The organism is Bradyrhizobium sp. 21 (assembly GCF_023073335.1).
In the GTDB taxonomy this organism is placed as follows: domain Bacteria; phylum Pseudomonadota; class Alphaproteobacteria; order Rhizobiales; family Xanthobacteraceae; genus Bradyrhizobium.
Window position 1 is genome coordinate 12,733 of sequence record NZ_JADPJG010000032.1, and the last position, 18,430, is coordinate 31,162.

Sequence of the window (18,430 nt, forward strand, 5' to 3'; positions counted from 1 at the left end):
ACGGTTCGACCTATTTCTATATAGAATATAGATATGGGCTATCGCAAATGCTTTCGCCACCTCCAGGCCCCAGGCGGGCCAAGCCGACCCTGAGCGACGGTTTCGCTGAAATCGAACGCACCGCGGAAACTGCGGTCGACGATCTCGCGCGCATGGTGATGGTCGATACGAGTTTCCCGCCCGGCACGGGATACGAAGCGTTTGCCGGATTGATGGAGAACTGCGTCGCAACGCTCGGCCTGGAATGTCAGCGCATCGATGTGCCTGAGCGCTTGTGGCATGTCGCCGGCGGGCCGGCGCGCGGTGTCCGCACCAATCTTGTCGCGCGACGCCGCTCCGGCAGGCCCGTGCTGGGACTCTATTTCCATGTCGACACCGTCCCGGCTGCAACCGGCTGGACGACCGATCCACTCCAGCTGACGCGCGACGGCGATCACCTGATCGGCCTCGGTGCCGCCGACATGAAAGGCACCATCGCGGCCGTGCTGCTGGCGCTACGCGCCGCCGCCGCGATTGGTCTACCGCTCGCCTACGACCCGATGCTGCTGCTTTGTACCGACGAAGAAGGCGGGCTTTATCCTGGCGTCCGCTATCTCGCCGAACAGGGCTTGCTCGAAGGCCACATTCTCAACTTCAATGGAACGCCAGCTCCACGCATCTGGGCCGGCTGCTTCGGCCTCTTCACACTGCTGATACGGGTCCACGGCAAGACGCTTCATGCGAGCGAGGCCCGAAGCGCCGGCGCGAACGCCAACGCCATCGAGGCTGCGCTGCCGATCCTCAATGCGCTCGCCGCATTGAAGCCTGAAATTGCCGAGCGGATTTCGGCCCTGCCCGCGCAGCCGCACGCGACCAGTCCACTTGCCGCGCAGCTCGATATTTCTGCCGCCCATGGCGGCCAGTGCGGCGGCCAGATTCCCTCGCTATTTGAAATTCTGCTCTGCCGCCGCTACGCACCGGAGGAGGATTTCCTCGCCGCTCGCTCCGAGATCGAGAGCGTCATTACGCAGGCCGCGCCCGGTGCTGAGATCGAGATCCTTCTCACCGGCCACCTGATGCCGACATCCGATCCCACCGGCCCGCACTGGCCACGCTGGCAGCAGGCGTTGTCGGCCGGGTTCGGCTATGCGCCTGAAGATTTCGCCAAATGGGGCGCGACGAGCTGTTCCGATTTCGGCTGGGTGCAACAGACCGGAATGCAGGAGGTCCTGTTGACCGGCCTCGGCCGACCGGACAGCCGCATTCATGCGCCCGGCGAATTCACCACGCTCGCCGACATCGTGGCGCTGTCGAAATCCGTCCTTGCCTATCTATCCGCCGAATTCTGTCCCGATCTTTCGCCCGAAACAGCCGCCACTCGCTAACTCAAGGAACATGTATCCATGCTGTCCGTCACTCGCCGCCTTTTCCTTGCCGGCACCGCAATCAGCCTGGCCAGCCTCCCCAAGATCGTCCTCGCCGAGGCGCCGAAGCGCGGCGGCGTGCTGCGGATGTCGCTCGACCAGGCCGCGTCGGTCATTCATCCGATGCTGGCGCGCGTGAACCCCGAATATCTCGTCACCGAGCTGCTCTACTCCAACCTCACACGGTTGAAGCCGGACATGACGGTTGAGCCGGATCTGGCGATTTCGTGGGAGCCGAACGCGACGCTGACGGAATGGATCTTCAAGCTGCGTCCGGGCGTGACATTTCATGACGGCTCGCCGTTGACCTCCGGCGATGTCGTCGCCACCATCAACGCCATCCTCGATCCGAAGACCGCCTCGCCCGGCCGCACCAATGTCGGCCCAATCAAGGAGGCCGCCGCGATCGATCCCCTGACCGTCAAGTTCACGCTCTCCGGTGCCTACGCCGACCTGCCGGTGGCGCTGACCTATCTCAACGCACGCATCGTTCCGGCCAAGGTGGTCGCCGGCGACCTCGCCAGTCTTTCGACCTCCGCCAACGGCACCGGTCCCTTCAAGCTCACGTCCTACGAGCCTGATCGCCGGATCGTCGTCGAGCGCAATCCCGCCTACTACGATCCGACGCGCCCCTACCTCGACCGCATCGAGCTGCTCGTCTATCCCGATCGCACCTCCGAAGCGTCAGCGATGATCTCGGGCGAAATCGATGTTCTCCTCACGACCACACCGGGCGAGTACGAGCGCCTCGTCAAGACCGCTGGCGTCAAGGCTCTGCGCACGCCCTCCGGCCAGTTCCTGAACATCAATCTCGGATGCGACCAGAAGCCGTTCAACGATTTGCGCGTCCGCCAGGCCTTGGCCTTGGCGGTCGATCGCGAAGCAACCGTGGGCTTCGTCGCCGGCGGCTACGGCACGCCCGGCAACGACACGCCGCTGAACTCCGCCTACCACTTCTACAAGGGCATTCCGCTGAAGAAGCCTGATATCGCCAAGGCGAAGCAGCTCCTGGCCGACGCGGGTTATCCCAACGGGGTCGATGTGACACTGATCGCTTCCGACAGGCCGGCAAGCCGCACGCAGCTCGGCGTCGCGGTCCGCGAGATGGCCGCTGCGGCCGGTTTCCGCATCAATGTGCAGACCATGCCGCATGCCACCTATCTCGACCAAGTGTGGAAGAAGGGCAATTTCTACGTCGGCTTCTACAACATGCAGCCGACCGCCGACGCGATCTTCAACCTGCTCTATACGTCGAACGCCGCCTGGAACGAAACCCACTGGAACAATACCGAGTTCGACACCGTCATCGGCGCGGCCCGCGTCGAGACCGACGAAGCCAAGCGTACCGCGCTCTATGCCAAGGCCCAGGAGATGATGAACGCCGAAGTCCCCTCGGTGATTCCAGCGTTCTTCGACCTCCTGGCGGCGCAACGATCCTACGTCGAAGGCTACGCGCTGCATCCACGCGGTTCGGTCTTCCGCCTCGAATTGGTCTCGCTCGGCGCAGGCGCGCCGAAGCGCGCCTGACGCCGGAGGCGTTCGGTGTCACTGGCATGGTTCGCGCGCCGCCTGATCCTGACGGCCTATACCATCATCGTGGTCTCGATGCTGGTGTTCGCGATCACGCAGATCCTGCCGGCGGACGCCGCCCAGTCGCTGCTCGGAGAAAACGCGACGCCCGAATCGCTGGCCGCGCTCAGGTCGAAGCTTGGGCTCGGCGATCCCACCTGGCTGCAATATGCGCGCTGGGCCCGCCACGTCTTCATCGGCGATTTCGGCATCTCGATGCGCACCAGCCAGCCGGTCGGCCCTGAGATGCTTGCTGCGCTGTCGCGCTCGCTGCTGCTCGCGGTTTCGTCTATCCTGGTCACGCTGGTCGTCGCCGTGCCGCTCGGCGTGCTGGCAGCGCTACGCCAGGGCAAACTCGCCGACACGGGCGTCAGTCTCGTCGCCTATTTCGGGGTCTCGCTGCCGGAATTCGTTACCGCAACGCTGCTCGCCCTTTTGCTGGCCGACACGCTGCATTGGCTGCCGGCAACGGGTTACGTCTCGCCGCTGGAGGATTTTGGCAGTGGCATCCTTCATCTGGCGCTGCCGGTGCTGACGGTTTCGGTGATCCTCATCGCCCATGTCATGCGCATGATGCGCTCCGAAATGCTTGACGTGCTGAAATCGGATTATATCCGCGCCGCCCGATTGAAGGGGCTGCCGGAGCGGACCGTGCTGTTTCGCCATGCCTTGCGCAACGCGCTGCTGCCGGTCGTCACCATCATCGCCCTCGACGTCGGCTATTTGCTTGGCGGTGTCATCGTGATCGAGGAGATCTTCGCCATTCCCGGCATCGGCCGGGCGCTGATGATCGCCATCACCACGCGCGATCTGCCATCGATCCAGGCAGGCGCGCTGATCATGGCGGCGACATATGCGCTCACCAACACCCTCGCCGACCTCGCCTACGCCGTTCTCGACAAGCGTATCCGCTATGATTGAGCTGTTCATCCGCCTGTTGCGAAGACCACAGGGTTTCATCGGCGTCGTACTGCTTCTGCTCGTCGCCGCCGCCTGCCTGTTCGGGTCGGCCCTGGCGCCCTATGCGCCGGAGAAGATCGACTTCCTCGGAAGGTTCCGCGCACCCGGCTGGCAGAACTGGCTCGGCGCCGATCAGTTCGGCCGCGACATCCTGAGCCGATTGATGGTCGGCGCACGATCGACCGTGCCGATGGCGCTCATCGCCACGTTCATCGGTAGCGCGGCAGGCGCGATCATCGGCGTTGGGTCCGCCTATCTCGGCGGACGCTCCGACGAAGCGATCATGCGGACCAACGATGCCATGATGGCGATCCCCGGTCTTCTGCTCGCCCTGCTGCTGGTCAGCACGCTCGGCAACGGCGCCAGCAACGCCGTCATCGCGATCGCGGTGGCCTTTGCACCGGGCATGGCGCGGGTGACCCGCTCGGTCGCGCTCAACGTTCGCAATCAGGACTACGTGAAAGCCGCAATCGCGCGTGGCGAGAGCGCGTCGTGGATCATCTTCCGCGAGATGCTGCCCAACGTCATGGCGCCGATCGTGATCGAATCCACCATCCGCGTGTCCTTCGCCGTGATGCTGTTCGCGACGTTGAGCTTCCTCGGCGTCGGCGCCCAGCCGCCCGCATCCGAATGGGGGCTCATGGTAGCCGATGCCCGCCAATACATGCATCAGGCGCCCTGGGGGCTGATTGCGCCCTCGGGCGCAATCGCACTCACGGCGATTGCCTTCAACCTGGTCGGCGACGGCCTTCGCGACGCCCTCAATCCGAAGGACGAGCGGTGACCCCTTTACTTGCGATCCAGAACTATACGCTCGACTACGCCACTTCCGCCGGGCCCGTGCGCGTGCTGCACGACATCTCGCTCCAGATAGCTCCGGGCGAGGTGCTGGGCCTGGTCGGAGAATCCGGGTCCGGCAAGAGTTCGCTTGCCTGGGCCCTGATGCGCCATCTGCCTGATAACGCGCGTGAAGTGGCGGGCTCCTTGCGGCTCGGTGACATCGACCTGCAGCGCCTGGGTCCGAAAGAGCTGACCAGGATCCGCGGCCGGCGGCTCGGCATGGTGTTCCAGGATCCCTCGACCTCGCTCAATCCGACGCTCACCATCGGAACGCAGATCACGGAAGCGCTGATCCAGCACCGCGATCTCAAACCGCGCGAGGCGGACGCGCTCGCCGTCGATCTGCTCGGACATGTCGACCTGCATGACCCGGCCGCGATCATGCGGCGATACCCGCACGAAATCTCCGGCGGCGAGAAGCAGCGCGTCATCATCGCGACGGCCTTCGGATGCCGGCCCGACGTCATCCTGTTCGACGAACCGACCACGGCACTCGACGTCATCTCGGGCGCACGCATCCTTGAACTGTTTGCGCGGCTCCGTGCGGAGACCGGTGTTGCCGCCCTCTATATTTCCCACGATCTCGCACTGGTGACGCGGGTCGCCGACCGGGTCGCGGTCCTCAAGCACGGTCGTCTGGTTGAGCAGGCGCCGGCGACCGAGATATTCCGCGCGCCGCGCCATGCCGATACGAGGGCGCTCGTGGAAGCCGTGCCCAGGCCGGAACGGCGCCTCGTCCATGACCGGCCGAGTGGCGTGGTGCTGCTTGCCGCCTCAGACATCGACGTGCATTACGGCAATGCCGGCCTGTTCCGCAAAGCCGCGCCGCCGGCAACCAAGAAGATCGGGTTGGACGTCTGCGCCGGCGAAATCCTTGGCCTTGTCGGCGAGTCCGGGTCAGGCAAATCGTCGATGGCGCGCGCGCTGACCGGGCTTGCCCGCTTCTCGGGCAGGATTACCTTCGACGATCGCGTGATCCATGGCGCGCGCGACATGAACGCCGCCTATCGCCGTGACGTGCAGATCGTCTTCCAGCATCCGGATTCCTCGCTCAATCCGCGCCATAAGGTCGACCAGATCCTGTCGCGGCCCCTGAAACTCTATGGTGGTGATGCCGCGGACATTCCCCGCCTGCTCGATCAGGTTCGCCTGCCCGCATCCTATGCGGGGCGCTGGCCGCATCAATTGTCAGGCGGCGAGAAACAGCGCGTCGCCATTGCGCGCGCCTTCGCCGCGCGTCCGAAGCTCGTGATCTGCGACGAGATCACCGCACCGTTGGACGTCTCCGTGCAGGCACAGATCATCGAACTTCTGCTGGCACTGCGCGCCGAAACCGGCACCGCCTTCCTCTTCATCACCCACGACCTCAACCTCATCCGTCAGATCGCCCATCGCATCGCGGTGATGCGCCGGGGCGAGGTGGTCGACCTCCTGCCCGTCGAGAATTTCGACATGGATCACGTTCATCCCTACACCCGCGAACTGATGGCCGCCTCCCCTGTGCCGGTCGGCTGACTGCAAGGATTTCCCCCGATGGACCGCAACGCACTTCTCGCCCGGATCGACGTTCCGGCTTCCCTCGAGCTGCTGTCACGGATGGTGCAGCACAAGAGCTATTCCAAATCGGATGGAGAGAAACAGCTCGCGGCCTTCATGGCCGGGCGCATGCGCGAAATCGGCCTCGAGACCGAGCTCGCCGCCTTCGGCAACGAGGGACGGGTCAACGCAATCGGCCTCTGGACGGGCAGCGGCGGCGGCAAAAGCCTGATGTTCAACGGCCATCTCGACACCAACCCGGTGACCGAGGGCTGGACGGTCGACCCCTGGGCAGGCAAGGTCGATGACGCCTTCATCTACGGCATCGGCGTTTCCAACATGAAGGCGGGCGATGCCGCCTATTTCTGCGCGGTGAAGACGCTGATCGACGCCGGCGTCGAACTTAAGGGCGACGTCATTCTCACCTATGTGGTCGGCGAGCTCCAGGGCGGCGTCGGCACGTACTCGCTGGTCGAGCAAGGGCTCCGCGCCGACTACTTCATCAATTCCGAGCCGACCGATCTCAAGGCCATGACCATGCACGCGGCAGCGTTCATGTTCATCATCGAGTTAACCGGCAATACCCGTCACCTGTCCAAGCGCGAAGAGGCAGTCGACGCGATCACGGCAGCGTGCGATCTCGTTCCGCGCCTCAACGCGATGAAATTCTCGGGCGCGCTCTCACCTGAACACGAACGGATCAATCGCGTCCATGTCGGCGTCGTCCACGGCGCGCTCGGCCGCGAGTTGCACGAATGGCGCACGCCCCAGGTGGCTGATTTCGTGCGGATCAAGGGCTCCGGCCGCTATGCACCGGGCCAGACCGAGGTGGCTGCCCTGGCCGACATGCGCCGCGAGCTCGATGCGCTCGAAGCGCGCTTTCCGGGTCTCAAGGCCGAGATCATGTCGGAGGACCGCGCCGGCGTGCCAACCATGCCACCGTTCGAAGTGTCGCGCACAAGCCCGATCGTGGCGGCGATCAACCGGGCCTACCACGCGGTGCGCGGAGAAGATCAACCGACGGGAGCCGTCGCCCCGAGCTGCTTCTACGGAACCGACGCCGGGCATCTGCACCATTTCGGCGGGATGGAAGGCATCGTCTGTGGTCCTGGCGGGCGCTACAACACCATGCCCGACGAACGGGTCGATATCGTCGACTTTGTCGACATGATCCGTATCTACATGCTGGCCATTCTGGAGATCTGCGGATAGTCGGCTTGCAGGCGCGCACGATCGGTCATGCCCGACGGCAGATACCGAAACGCGGCACATTTCTTGCTCCTCCCAGCAGAATTTCGGGGAGCTTTCGGCATGAAATTGTTGAGCAAAATTACTGCATTCGCTGTCCTGCTCCTGGGCCTTACCGCGTTACCCGCTCCGTCCCGGGCCCAGGACAAGGTGTCCGTCGGCGTGTTCCCGGTCAGTTCGTCGCTTCCCTATTTTGTCGCGCTGGAGCGGGGCTTCTTCAAGGAGCAGAACATCGAGCCCGAGATGATCAAGCTGATGGGCGGACCGCCCAACGTCGCCGCCATGATGACGAACCAGATCGAAGTGTCCGCCGTGCTGGTGATGCTCGAAGGCCTCAATGCCGACGTCAAGAAGCCGGGTGTCGCGATGTACATCAGCCTCAACAGCCAGACCAAGAATTGGAAGATGGAGCAGTTCGTCGTCCGCAACGGCTTTCCGGCGAACTCGATCGCCGATCTGAAGGGCGCCAAACTGATGTCCGCGCCGGGCCCGGCCAATCTCAATACCGCGAAAGCCATTCTCGCCAAGAATGGCCTCAAGGAGGGCGACTACACCATCGATCAGCTCGACATGGGCCAGCACGTCAACGCGATGACCGCCGGTACCTTCGACGGCGGCTATACGCTGGAGCCCAACGCGTCGATGATGATCAAGGCCGGCATCGCCCGCTCGCTCGAGGCCGGCCTGATCTCGAAATATATATTGGGCAGCGAAACCGCGGACGCCTATGCCGCGGGCTGCGCGATGACCTCGGACTTCATCCAGAAGCGGCCCGACGTGGCGAAGCGGTTCGCGATGGCGTGGGCCAAGGCGATCGCGTTCATCAACGCCAACCCGGACGAGGCCCGAAAGCACCTCGCCAAGAACACGTTCACGCCCGACAATGTCGTCGACATGGTCTCGATGCTTGGCTACGTCATGGCCGCCGATCTAAGCCCGAAGCAGCTCGCCGACTTCCAGGCGTTTGCGGATTTCGGCACGTCGATCGGCGTGGTGCCGGAAAAGGTCGACGCCAGCAAATTCCTGCAGAAGTTTTGAGGGGCGCATGACCAGTCTGGCCTCGATCGCGGCGAGCCCGCCCGGCAGCTTTGACGAGTCCCGGCGGACAGCGCCGCATGTCACCATCCGCGGCCTGAGCAAGCGTTATCCCGACGCCGTCATCTATGACCGCTTCGACTTCGATATTCCGCGCGGCAAATTGATTTCAGTGTTCGGCCCGAACGGCTGCGGCAAAAGCACGCTGATCAATATGATCGCGGGTCTGGTCCCCGCCGACGCCGGCGAAGTGCTGTTCGACGGAAGACCGCTCAGCCGCGTCAAGTTCGGCTATGTATTCCAGAACTATCGCGAGGCGCTGTTTCCGTGGCTGCCGGCATTCGACAACATCGCCTATCCGTTGAAGGTGATGGGGGTGCCGAAAGCGGAACGCAAGCAGCGGGTCGAACGCCTGGTCGCCCGTCTTGGCGTCAAGATCGACCTTTCGCTCTACCCTTACCATCTGTCCGGCGGCCAGCAGCAGCTGGTGTCGATCATGCGCGCGCTGATCGTCGAGCCGGAGATCCTGTTCCTCGACGAGCCGTTCTCCGCGCTCGACTACGAGATGACCCTGTTCATGCGCGACCAGCTCCAGCGCGTGTTCATGGAGACCAAGACCACGACGGTGCTGGTCTCACACGACCTCGAAGAAGCCGTCTATCTCTCGGACTACGTGCTGCTGCTGTCGCGTCACCCGGCGCGCGTCGTCGAATTCGTCCCCTACGACGCACCGCGGCCGCGCACCGACAAGACCTTGTCGGAGCCCGGCTTCATCGCCACCAAGGCGCGTTGCCTGAAACTGTTTCAGCAGGAGGTACGCCGGGGATGAAGATACCCAATGCCCTGCTGCCGCTGGTCGGCGTCGCCATGTTGCTGGCGATCTGGGGGCTCACCGTGGCGCTGAGGCTGGTCGACCCCGTGCTGCTGCCATCACCCCTCGCAACCTTCCGGACCCTGTGGGAGGGCATGCTCAGCGGCAAGCTCGGGGTCGATTTCCTCAAGACCGTGATGCGGACCATCTCCTCGACCGCGATCGCCGCCGTGATCGCGATCCCGCTCGGTATCCTGCTCGGCTCTTCCGAAAAGCTGTATCGATCGGTGGAATTCTTGATCGACTTCTTCCGCTCAACACCGGCCTCTGCGATGTTTCCGCTGTTCCTCGTACTGTTCGGCGTCGGCGACCGCACCAAGATTTCCGTCGCGGCCTTCGGCGCCGCACTGGTGATCCTGTTCAACGTCGCCTACGGCGTGATGAACGCCCGCAAGACGCGGCTGCTCGCGGCAAAGGTGATGGGCGCGTCGCGGACACGGGTGCTGTTCGACGTGATGCTTCTGGAATCCTTGCCGCAGACATTCGTGGGCCTGCGCAACGGCGTATCGCTGGCGCTGGTCATCATCGTCGTCGCCGAAATGTTCATCGGCTCGACCGACGGCCTCGGCCAGCGCGTGTTCGAGGCGCAGCAGCTGTTCGACATGCCCGGCATGTACGCGGCGATTTTTGCCGCCGGCGCCCTCGGCTACACGCTGAACCTGCTGTTCTTGCTGATCGAGCGCCGCTTCGTGCACTGGGCGGGACGATAATCTCAACAGGCCTAAATGCGCGGCCAGCGATGGGCGAACAGCCGGCCTTCATATTCGCGGGCGAAGGCCAGCAATGGCCAATCGCGATTTGGTCCTGCGATCATCTGCAGGCCGACCGGTAGCACGCCGGCCTCGACCACACAGGGCAATGAAATCGCCGGCAATCCGAGCGCGTTGGCAATTGCCGTGAACACGGCATGGCCGCGCGGGCCGACCGGCTGGCCGTCGATCATGGTGGGGTGCGATTCCGCCGCGGGCCACGGCATCGCCGCCGCACTTGGCGTGACCAGAAAATCGTGACGCTCGAACAGGGATTCGAAATCCCGCCGTATCGACGCGATGGTGTCGAGCGCGTTGAGGTAATCCTTTGCACCGTATTTCTGTCCGGCCGCGGCCATTTCGGCGATCGCGGGAGCGACCCTGTTCTCCCAATCCCGATGCTGCGCGAGCAGCCAGGCAATGCCGGTCTGGCTGATGACCGGCCAGATCCCCGGGAGCGGTTCGGCCAGATCGAAGGGCGAGATCAATTCGACATCGATGCCGAGCGACCGCATCCCAGCCACTGTCCGATCGAGCGTGTCGCGAATGAAGGGGTCGACGGGGGCTCCGCCAAAACTTGGAGCATAGGCGATGCGGGGACGCGGTGCGACGGATTGACCGACCAGCCGCGGCCAGTTCGGACCCGCAATGACCTCCATGCCGAGGATGATGTCGCCGACGCAGCGCGCGATCGGCCCGATCACCTCGAAATCGTGCAGGATGGCGGGAAAGCCCTTCCCGCGCCGGACCGTGTCGCGCGACGGCTTCAAACCGAAAAGGCCGGCATGCGCGGCCGGGCGCCGGATCGAGCCGCCACCGTCGGTGCAGAGCGCGAGCGTGCCCATCCCGGACGCAACAGACGCGACCGCGCCGCCGCTCGATCCGCCCGGCGTCAGCGCCGGGTCCCAGGGATTTCCGGTGGTCCCGAACAGGGCGTTGCCGGTGAAGCCGTGGACCGAGAACTCCGGCACGTTGGTCTTGCCGAGGATCACCGCGCCCGCCTCGCGCAGCCGCCGCACCGGCAGTTCGTCTTCATCCGGCACGAAGTTCTCGTAGAGGCGGCTGCCCCAGGTGGCGGGCAGCCCGGCGACCAGGATGTTATCCTTGATCGTGACGGGAACGCCGTCGAGCCGGCTCAACGGCCGACCATCCTTCCAACGCCGCGCGCTGGCGTCAGCAGCGCGGATAGCGCCGGCTTCGTCCAGGGTGATGATCGCGTTGAGTAGCGGGTTGACGTCGCGAATTCGCGCCAGCGTCGCGTCGATCACGCTTCGGGGCGCGAGGCCATTGGCGTAGGCCGCGGAAAGTTGTTCCGCGTTGAGCGACCATAATGGGCGAGCGCGATCCTCCATCTCGTCAGCCAAGCTTCGGGTAGGTCGCCTTGTCGAAGAAGCTCGCGCCCGCGACGTATTTGCGGCCGGGCGACATGTCGGGCAGCTCATCGCCCTCGCCGCCGCACTCGAAGGTCAATTCGAGCTGGACCCCGCTGGGATCGTAGACGAACAACTGCCAGAGCGAGGTGCCGGGTACGATGAATTCGCGCCAATCCAGCCCAGACGCCTTGAAGCGCGACACATAAGAGCGATAGCCGGAGCAGGACAGCGAGACGTGATCAATCGCTGCCGTGCCCGCCGGCGCCTTGCCCTCCGGACCCAGTGCCGGGCCGCCGGCATAGACGTGAAGGATGGCGAGGCCGCCGGGCTGGGTGCAGCCGAGCCAAGCGCCGGGATAGCCGAAGTCGGGGCGGGGGAATTCGCGCAACCCGATGATGTCGACGTAGAATTTGCGGGTCGCCGCCAAATTCTCGGTCTTGACCGCGATATGATAGAGCCCGTGAACCGTGGCAAGCGGCAGTTGCTTCTCGATAGCGGCGGTCATGGCTTTATCTCCTCAGATCCTGTTTCCATCCAATGGCAATCCAACGTCGCGGTAGAGCGCCTTCAGGCTGTTCTGGAACGCGGCCTCGTTCTTGTGCCGCGTTCCCTCGACCGGATCGGCACCATCCAGCATGGTGTCGGTCGCCTCGAGCGAAAACGCCATCACGAAGCGCATGCGTTCCTGCCGCAGCGCCACGATATCGGCGAGCCAGCCGGCAACGTCGCGCTTGCCGCACGCATAGCGCAGCGTGATCAGCGCCGCCGCGTTGGCCGCATCTTCGAGCGCCTGCGTCGCCCCCTGCCCCAGGGTCGGCACCATGCCATGGGCCGCGTCGCCGAGATAGAGCACGTTGCAGCCGTCGGCGCGATACAGCAGTTCGTGTTCCTGCATCCGCGCCCAATGCGTGTCCGCGGCGTTCTCACAGACGGTGTCGATCAGCCACCGCGCCTGCGGGCTGGGCGGCGCATGACGCGGCGCGTAGGCCGCGCGCAACGCGTCCGGCGTTTTCAGGCTCTCCGCGATCGGCGCATCCTGCGCAATCGGAAACGTGCCGGCGACATAGATATGGCCGGGCGGCACCTTGAACGACAGCAGACGGTTCGGCCCGTTGAACCACTGCTCGTAATCGTCGATCAGCCCGCCCGAATGATCCGGCACCAGCAGGCGGAAGATCGCGACGCCGGTCTGCCGCACCTCCGGTTCGCCCGAGATCGCACGCCGCACCGCCGAATAGCGTCCATCGGCGGCTACCAGGAGATCGATATCATCGAGCCGACGCGTCATCCCGTCTTGCACCCATGCAATCGATGTCTTGCGGGGATCGGCGGCGGCGCGGCCGATCTCGGTGATCTCGCAACCGTAGAAAACGTGGTCCCCCGCGGCCTCTCGCAGCACGCGGTAGAGCTCCGACCAGCGGATCCGCCAGCCCGGCTCGTCGGCGACGTCAGCCAGCGGAAGATCGAACAGCACGGTGCCATCGGTGAGCGAGATCCGCCAATTGTGCCAGAGGTAGCTCGCCTCGGTGATGAGATCGGCAAGCTCCGGATCGATCGCCTTCACGGCCTTGACCGCGTTCGGTCCGACGTTGAGCCCGGTGCCGGCCTCGGAATGGTCGTCACGCGCGACCCGCTCCAAGCAGACCACCTCGACGCCATCCAATCGCGACAGCTGCCGCGCCATGACGCATCCCGCTACACCTCCGCCGACAACGACGATCCGCATCAGGCGCTCTCCTCTCGCGAGGCGATCACCGCAATTAGGCCGCCGCCGTCCGGACCCTGATGCTCGGCGCCGCCGGACACAAAGATCCGGCCATCGCCGATCACGCCGGCGACCAGGCCGGCAACCGCGCCGCGGACATGGCGCTGGGCGTTGATGTCGGTGTCGTCGAGCATGGTGTGCCGGTGGCCGCGAATCTTGCCGCGTCGGTCCGGCTCGCATTTGACCAGCACGGCCGCGATTCTCATGGCGTCGCCGGCAGAGACCTGCGGCCTCGCTTCGATGTCGAGATCGGCCAGCACATCGACGACGGCACCGATATCGAGCGCGTCGGCCATCTGGCGATGCGCGATGCGGAGCGGACCGGCCCAGCGCGCGCTGTTGCCGAGCACGACCACCTCGTTGCTCTCGACCTCGACGCCGGAAGAGATACTGGCGCGCGGCGACTGGATCGCGAAATCGGACAGCAGCGACCCATCATTGAATGCGGAAGGTGCGAGTTCGTGGAGCGCCACTGCCACCCCGAACGCGCCCGCCGCACGGGCAAACGCCATCGACTTGTTTGGATCGCTGGTGAGCGGCGTCTTGCCGGCCGCGATCGCCGCCGCGGCACGCGCGACCGTGACGCAGGGACATTTGACCTGCACGAAATGCACGTCGTCCAACCGTTCGATCCCGGCATTCGCTATCGCCGTGCGCACCGCATCGGCGACGCTCTCGACATGCGCGCGTCGGCCGACATTCTCGGCCGCTACAGGCTCGCTGAACGCGGTGCCGATCGCGAGCGAGGGTCCCGCGCTCGGGCCTTGCTTACCCTCGCCGGAACAGAAGACGCTGTAATGCGGACTCATGACCCCCTCGGTGCCGCCCGACAGCACGCAGGGAATTTCGCGGATCAACTGTTCCGCAGGCCTGTTCAGGTGCTTCGCCAGCAACGCCATCAGGCTCTGCGTGAAGTAGCCTCGGGTGAAATCATTGACGCCGCCATTGCCCTCGGTCTTGCCGATGATGGCCGCGATTTCAACCGCGTGGACCGTTCCGCCTGCGATCAGCCGATCGAGCTCGGAGAGATCGCCCGGATGCGCCATCGACAATCTGAAGACCTGCGCCGTTCTCACCGGACCCTCGCCATGCGCGTCAATTCGAACAGCCGGCTGGGACTGAGCGGAATCTCCAGCAGCTCGACCTCGTTGCGCTTGAGATCCAGCGCGTCCTCGATCGCTTGCGCGAACAACGGCCCGACCGGGATCGCTCCGGCTTCGCCGGCTCCCTTGATCCCCAGCGGATTGAGCGGCGACGGCGTCGTCGTATGGTCGAGCTCCATGCGCGGCACTTCCAGCGCGGTTGGCAGCAGGTAATCCGCCAGCGATGCGTTGAGGAGCTGGCCCTGCTCGTCGAAGGACAGCTTTTCGTAGAACGCGTTGCCGATGCCTTGGGCCACCCCGCCATGGATCTGACCGGCGAGGATCATCGGGTTGATCACCGTGCCGCAATCATGGACCACGACGTATTTGAGGATCTTCAGGTCAAAGGTCTGCGGATCGACCTCGATGATGGCGGCATGGACCCCGTTGGCGGTCGCGCCCATCGGCGGCCCGAAATATTGCGTCGATTCAAGCCCTGGCTCGGTCCCCGGCGACACCGCGCCGCGCATCGGATTGGCGCGTTGAGCGAGGTCCCCGAGCCGGATGAATTTCTGCGAGATGCCCGTGATCGACACCTTGCCGTCGGCAAGCACCAGATCGTCTTCAGAGCATTCGAAGACATCGCTAGCAAGCTTGAGCGCCTTCTTGCGCACCGCGCGCGACGCTTCGCTGACGGCGGTGCCGGCCACCACCGCGCCGCGGCTCGCAAACGTGCCGGCGCCCCAAGAGAACTGGTCGGTATCGCCGGTGACGATATCGACATCGGTGACGTCGACCCCGAGCTCGTCGGCAACGATTTGCGCGAAACTGGTGAAATGCCCCTGCCCCTGGGTGCCGATGCCGGTCGCGACGTTGACCTTTCCATTGGCCTGAATCTGGACCTTGGCACCTTCGTAAGGTCCGATGCCGGTGCCTTCGACGTAGCAGGCGACGGCGATTCCCACGCAACGGCCCTCAGCCCGCAGTCTCGGCTGCTCGTCTCGGATGAAGTGATCATAGCCGATCAGCTCCAGCGCCTTGTCGAGCACCGGCTCGTAATTGCCGCTATCATATTCGAGCGGCTGAAAGTCCTGAAAGATGATCTCGTTGCTGTAGGGGAACGCATCCGGCGGAATCAGATTGCGGCGGCGGATTTCCGCGGGATCGACCTTCAACGCGTGCGCGGCCAGGTCGAGCAGCCGCTCCATCACGAACACGCCGTGCTGCCGTCCGGCGCCGCGATAGGGGGTGACGATCGGCAGATTGGTGAACAGGGCCGTGAAGGTGCTGTCATAGTTCGGCACTACGTAGGGGCCGAGCAATGTGCACTGGCTGTTGATCGGAACCGTCAGCCCGTAAGGATCGTACGCGCCGGTATCGTGCATGAACACGTCCTTGATGCCGAGAATGCGCCCGTCCGCGGCAAGCGCGATCTCGGCGTCATGGATCTGGCCGCGCTCATGCGTGGTGGCGAAAAAATGCTCCAGCCGGTCCTCGATCCACTTCACCGGACGATTGAGCCGCATCGATATCCACGGCAGCACCACCTCTTCCGGATAGAACATCATGATCTTCGGCCCAAAGCCGCCGCCGACGAAGGGCGCGATCACGCGCACCTGGCGTTCGCCGAGGCCGAGCATGGCGGCAAGGCCGTTGCGCACGAACACCGGCGCCTGCGTGGTGTCCCAGATCGTCATGTGCTGGCCGCGCGCGTTCCATAGCGCCACCACGCCGCGCGTCTCGATCGGCGAGGAGATGCCATGCTCATAGAGAAAACGGCGCTTGAGGATCAGATGCGCGTTCGCCGCCGCGCGGCGGTAGTCGCCCTTGCTCTGGCGGACATGCGCCGCCATGTTGGAGCCGAGATCGTCGTGCACATGCGTCGCGGAGTTCAACGCGTCCTCGCAATCGACCACCGCGGGGAGGATCTCCAGATCGACCTCGATATCGTCGAGCGCGTCCTCGGCAATGTAGCGGCTATCAGCCACCACGACCGCGAGCGGCTCGCCGACGTGGCGGACCTTGTCCTTCGCCAGCGGCACCTGCGTCCGCGCGTTGAAGATGCTGCCTTCGATCGGCGGCGGCGGCACCAGGAGCGGGCCGGCCTTCCAGTACTCGCCGAGGTCGGCCGCGGTATAGACGGCGGTCACGCCGGGGCGAGCCAGAGCCCTCGATACGTCGATCCGCCTGATCCGGGCGTGCGCGACCTGGCTGCGCAGGAAGGCTATGTGCAGCATTCCCGGCAATTCGACGTCGTCAACGAACAGCGCCTGTCCGGTGAGGAGCTTGCGGTCCTCATTGCGCTTGACCGGGGCACCGAAGAAGCGGGTCGTCATGGCGCCGCCCGTATCGTCTGCGCCGCCGCCAGCATCGCGTCGACGACGTTCTGATAGCCGGTGCAGCGGCAGAGATTGCCGGACAGCGCCTCGCGCACCTCGTGCTCCGAAGGCTCGGAATTTTGCTTCAGGAAAGCCGTCATCGTCATCAGGATGCCCGGCGTGCAATAGCCGCATTGCAGGCCGTGATGGTCGTGCATGGCCTGCTGGACCGGATGCAGTTCGCCGTCGCGGCCCGCAAGCCCCTCCACCGTCGAGAGTTCATGGCCGTTGGCCTGGACCGCCAGCATCAGGCAGGAGCGGATCGGGGCGCCATCGAGCAGGATGGTGCAGGCGCCGCACACACCGTGCTCACAGCCGACATGGGTACCGGCGAGTTCCAGATCGTGACGCAGGAAATCGCTGAGCAGGATCCGCGACTCCACCGCACGACGATAGATCGTACCGTTGACGGAAAGCTCGATGTCGTGTCGCTCAACCTGCATGGCCTGCCCGTGAATACGCCGCGGTGATCGCGCGCTGGGCAAGCACTCCAGCGATATGCCGCTGATAATCGGGGCTAGCGTGCACATTGCCCGGCGGATCGATCATAGCCTGAACTTCGGATACGACAGTCTCGATCGCTTCACTGGCCCAGGGCTGCCCGATCAGAGACGCAGCGGCGGTGCTGGCATCGACAGCCGTTTCGCCGACACCGCACAGCGCGAGCCGCAGTTGCGAACAGCGTCCTTTTGCGTCGGTGGTTACGACGGCGGCGACACCCGCTAGCGCAAAGTCGCCACGTCGCCGTGCCACCTCCATGAAACAGGTCCCCGTCCGAGCCCTTGGCGCCGGAAAGGCGATCTCGACCAACATTTCATCGCTCCGGATATCGGTCGTCAGCAGGCCCTGGAAGAATTCGGATGCAGCGACCTCGCGTCCACCCTTGGCCGACTTGATCCGCATGCGCGCCTGCATCGCGACCGCGACCGCCGGCAGTTCGGAAGCCGGATCGGCATGGGACAGATTGCCGCCGATCGTTCCCCGATTACGGATCTGCGGATGGGCGATGTGAGGAAGGGCGTCGGCGAATAGCGGGCAGTCTGTCAAAAACCTGCTGTCGCTTTCGAGGGAACGATAGCGCGTCAGCGCGCCTACCCGGATCTCCGCGCCCTCCGAACGTTCGACACCCGCCAGTTCGCCGAGACCATTGATGTCGATCAACACGGAAGGCCGCGCCAATCGAAAATTCATCGCCGGTATCAGGCTCTGCCCGCCGGCGAGAAAGCGGGCTTCGTCGCCGTGTTCGGCCTTCAGGGCGAGGGCGTGGTCGAGAGACGAAGCTGCAATATATTTGAATGGGGCAGGCTTCATCGATCTCGCTCGGAAACCGCGCCCGCTTCGGCCTGGCGCGTGCAACGTCGAAAAGTATCGGTCGTCAAACCGCGCAAGTCAAAACCCCGCGATCGAAAACGCGGCCGGAATGCATCGAAATCCGGCGATTGCTTGCTCATTCTGCTCTCGACCTGCATAAACATCGTGCAGACGCGATGTAGCGCCGACCGCGGCAGTGTCATCCGCGCTGCTCCTCCGAGGTGAGCGCGGTCAGGAATTTCGCGAGCGCCTGCCTTCCGGCTTCCTCGGCGGCTCTCTGCGACGAATACCCGTCGCCGCTCAACTTGAC

Annotated in this window: 16 protein-coding genes; 9 read left to right on the forward strand and 7 right to left on the reverse strand. The window is 64.5% G+C overall.

All coding sequences use genetic code 11. The features are described from left to right. Positions 1 to 47: 47 nt before the first annotated feature. The 9 genes from IVB31_RS25440 (at position 48) to IVB31_RS25480 (ending at position 10,172) form a co-directional block, all read left to right on the forward strand. A complete protein-coding gene (locus IVB31_RS25440; protein WP_247329248.1) occupies positions 48 to 1,364 on the forward strand; it encodes a M20/M25/M40 family metallo-hydrolase in 1,317 nt (438 codons plus the stop codon). Between the two features lie 18 nt (positions 1,365 to 1,382). Further along, positions 1,383 to 2,930: an ABC transporter substrate-binding protein gene (locus IVB31_RS25445; protein WP_247329251.1), complete on the forward strand. Its 1,548-nt coding sequence runs from the start codon at positions 1,383 to 1,385 to the stop codon at positions 2,928 to 2,930. 15 nt (positions 2,931 to 2,945) lie between these two features. Continuing rightward, entirely contained in the window at positions 2,946 to 3,893 is a 948-nt protein-coding gene (locus IVB31_RS25450; RefSeq protein ID WP_247329255.1) for an ABC transporter permease, read from the forward strand. Continuing rightward, positions 3,886 to 4,716 carry an ABC transporter permease gene (locus IVB31_RS25455; RefSeq protein WP_247329258.1) on the forward strand — a complete coding sequence of 277 codons (831 nt, stop codon included), beginning with the start codon at positions 3,886 to 3,888 and terminating at the stop codon, positions 4,714 to 4,716. The genes IVB31_RS25450 and IVB31_RS25455 overlap by 8 nt, the downstream gene beginning before the upstream one ends. Further along, on the forward strand, positions 4,713 to 6,287 hold the full coding sequence (locus tag IVB31_RS25460) for an ABC transporter ATP-binding protein (RefSeq protein WP_247329261.1): 1,575 nt from the start codon (positions 4,713 to 4,715) through the stop codon (positions 6,285 to 6,287). Before IVB31_RS25455 ends, IVB31_RS25460 begins: the two co-directional genes overlap by 4 nt. Before the next feature lie 18 nt (positions 6,288 to 6,305). Continuing rightward, positions 6,306 to 7,520 carry a M20/M25/M40 family metallo-hydrolase gene (locus IVB31_RS25465; protein WP_247329264.1) on the forward strand — a complete coding sequence of 405 codons (1,215 nt, stop codon included), beginning with the start codon at positions 6,306 to 6,308 and terminating at the stop codon, positions 7,518 to 7,520. 99 nt (positions 7,521 to 7,619) lie between these two features. Further along, complete coding sequence (locus IVB31_RS25470) at positions 7,620 to 8,594, forward strand: ABC transporter substrate-binding protein (protein ID WP_247329268.1); 975 nt, start codon at positions 7,620 to 7,622, stop codon at positions 8,592 to 8,594. 7 nt (positions 8,595 to 8,601) lie between these two features. Then, positions 8,602 to 9,420 (forward strand): ATP-binding cassette domain-containing protein, encoded by an 819-nt coding sequence (locus IVB31_RS25475; protein ID WP_247329271.1) that lies wholly within the window; start codon positions 8,602 to 8,604, stop codon positions 9,418 to 9,420. Then, positions 9,417 to 10,172 (forward strand): ABC transporter permease, encoded by a 756-nt coding sequence (locus tag IVB31_RS25480; protein ID WP_247329274.1) that lies wholly within the window; start codon positions 9,417 to 9,419, stop codon positions 10,170 to 10,172. Before IVB31_RS25475 ends, IVB31_RS25480 begins: the two co-directional genes overlap by 4 nt. 11 nt (positions 10,173 to 10,183) lie before the next feature. Here IVB31_RS25480 and IVB31_RS25485 read toward each other — a convergent pair whose 3' ends face one another. Genes IVB31_RS25485 through IVB31_RS25515 form a run of 7 tightly spaced genes read right to left on the reverse strand, consistent with a single transcriptional unit; the run spans position 10,184 to position 18,120 of the window. Beyond that, positions 10,184 to 11,563, reverse strand: coding sequence for an amidase (locus IVB31_RS25485; protein WP_247329277.1), 1,380 nt, complete (start codon positions 11,561 to 11,563; stop codon positions 10,184 to 10,186). Positions 11,564 to 11,567: 4 nt separating this feature from the next. Beyond that, positions 11,568 to 12,089, reverse strand: a complete 522-nt coding sequence (locus IVB31_RS25490) for a hypothetical protein (RefSeq protein ID WP_247329279.1) — start codon at positions 12,087 to 12,089, stop codon at positions 11,568 to 11,570. A gap of 12 nt (positions 12,090 to 12,101) precedes the next feature. Next, a complete protein-coding gene (locus tag IVB31_RS25495; RefSeq protein WP_247329281.1) occupies positions 12,102 to 13,310 on the reverse strand; it encodes an FAD-dependent monooxygenase in 1,209 nt (402 codons plus the stop codon). Further along, positions 13,310 to 14,425 (reverse strand): ring-opening amidohydrolase, encoded by a 1,116-nt coding sequence (locus IVB31_RS25500; protein ID WP_247329284.1) that lies wholly within the window; start codon positions 14,423 to 14,425, stop codon positions 13,310 to 13,312. The genes IVB31_RS25495 and IVB31_RS25500 overlap by 1 nt, the downstream gene beginning before the upstream one ends. Next, positions 14,422 to 16,767, reverse strand: a complete 2,346-nt coding sequence (locus tag IVB31_RS25505; RefSeq protein WP_247329287.1) for a xanthine dehydrogenase family protein molybdopterin-binding subunit — start codon at positions 16,765 to 16,767, stop codon at positions 14,422 to 14,424. Before IVB31_RS25505 ends, IVB31_RS25500 begins: the two co-directional genes overlap by 4 nt. Further along, positions 16,764 to 17,252: a (2Fe-2S)-binding protein gene (locus IVB31_RS25510; protein ID WP_247329289.1), complete on the reverse strand. Its 489-nt coding sequence runs from the start codon at positions 17,250 to 17,252 to the stop codon at positions 16,764 to 16,766. The genes IVB31_RS25505 and IVB31_RS25510 overlap by 4 nt, the downstream gene beginning before the upstream one ends. After that, entirely contained in the window at positions 17,242 to 18,120 is an 879-nt protein-coding gene (locus tag IVB31_RS25515; protein ID WP_247329291.1) for a xanthine dehydrogenase family protein subunit M, read from the reverse strand. The genes IVB31_RS25510 and IVB31_RS25515 overlap by 11 nt, the downstream gene beginning before the upstream one ends. Between the last annotated feature and the right edge of the window lie 310 nt (positions 18,121 to 18,430).

Coding starts and splice junctions, on each gene's coding strand:
- IVB31_RS25495 (WP_247329281.1), bottom strand. CDS start 13,310: ATGCGGATCGTCGTTGTCGGCGGAGGTGTAGCGGGATGCGTCATGGCG.
- IVB31_RS25485 (WP_247329277.1), bottom strand. CDS start 11,563: ATGGAGGATCGCGCTCGCCCATTATGGTCGCTCAACGCGGAACAACTT.
- IVB31_RS25445 (WP_247329251.1), top strand. CDS start 1,383: ATGCTGTCCGTCACTCGCCGCCTTTTCCTTGCCGGCACCGCAATCAGC.
- IVB31_RS25490 (WP_247329279.1), bottom strand. CDS start 12,089: ATGACCGCCGCTATCGAGAAGCAACTGCCGCTTGCCACGGTTCACGGG.
- IVB31_RS25470 (WP_247329268.1), top strand. CDS start 7,620: ATGAAATTGTTGAGCAAAATTACTGCATTCGCTGTCCTGCTCCTGGGC.
- IVB31_RS25510 (WP_247329289.1), bottom strand. CDS start 17,252: ATGCAGGTTGAGCGACACGACATCGAGCTTTCCGTCAACGGTACGATC.
- IVB31_RS25440 (WP_247329248.1), top strand. CDS start 48: ATGCTTTCGCCACCTCCAGGCCCCAGGCGGGCCAAGCCGACCCTGAGC.
- IVB31_RS25515 (WP_247329291.1), bottom strand. CDS start 18,120: ATGAAGCCTGCCCCATTCAAATATATTGCAGCTTCGTCTCTCGACCAC.
- IVB31_RS25505 (WP_247329287.1), bottom strand. CDS start 16,767: ATGACGACCCGCTTCTTCGGTGCCCCGGTCAAGCGCAATGAGGACCGC.
- IVB31_RS25480 (WP_247329274.1), top strand. CDS start 9,417: ATGAAGATACCCAATGCCCTGCTGCCGCTGGTCGGCGTCGCCATGTTG.
- IVB31_RS25455 (WP_247329258.1), top strand. CDS start 3,886: ATGATTGAGCTGTTCATCCGCCTGTTGCGAAGACCACAGGGTTTCATC.
- IVB31_RS25465 (WP_247329264.1), top strand. CDS start 6,306: ATGGACCGCAACGCACTTCTCGCCCGGATCGACGTTCCGGCTTCCCTC.
- IVB31_RS25475 (WP_247329271.1), top strand. CDS start 8,602: ATGACCAGTCTGGCCTCGATCGCGGCGAGCCCGCCCGGCAGCTTTGAC.